The following is a 531-nucleotide window of genomic DNA, read 5'->3' as shown; positions in this document are numbered from 1 at the left end:
CCGTCGGGGCCGAACACGCCGGTCGCGTGCGCTTCGTCGATCAGCAGCATCGCCGCGTGCCGCGCCGCCACCGCTGCGAGATCGGCGAGCGGGGCACGGTCGCCATCCATGCTGTAGAGGCTTTCGACCGCGATCCATGCGCGACCCGTGCCGCCGCGCCGCCGCCAGTCGGCAATCGCCTGATCGACCGCGGTCGCGTCATTATGCGGCGTCGCCACGCTTTCGGCGCGGGCGAGGCGCATGCCTTCATGCGCGCTGGCATGGATCAGCGCATCATGGACGATCAGGTCGCCGCGCTGCGGCAGTGTGGACAGCAAGGCGGCATTGGCGGCATAGCCGCTGGAGAAGAACAGCGCCGCTTCGCTGCCGAAAAAGGCGGCGGCTTCGGCTTCGAGCGCTTCATGCTCGGGATCGTTGCCGCGCAGCAGCCGCGACCCGCCCGACCCGATCGCAACGCCGCGCGCCAGCGCCGCCGCCACCGCGTTGCGTAAGCGCTGCGCACGGGCGAGGCCGAGATAGTCGTTGGACGAG

At 70.8% G+C, this 531-nt stretch carries 1 protein-coding gene; it reads right to left on the bottom strand.

Annotation, left to right across the window (positions count from 1 at the left end):
* The coding region (locus AACY52_RS29925) for an aminotransferase class I/II-fold pyridoxal phosphate-dependent enzyme (protein ID WP_339561319.1) at nt 1-531 on the bottom strand (531 nt) is incomplete at both ends.

It is taken from the genome of Pseudomonas sp. EA_65y_Pfl1_P113, assembly GCF_963970525.1.
In the GTDB taxonomy this organism is placed as follows: domain Bacteria; phylum Pseudomonadota; class Gammaproteobacteria; order Pseudomonadales; family Pseudomonadaceae; genus Aquipseudomonas; species Aquipseudomonas tritici.
This window is presented reverse-complemented; position numbering and strand designations above follow the sequence as displayed.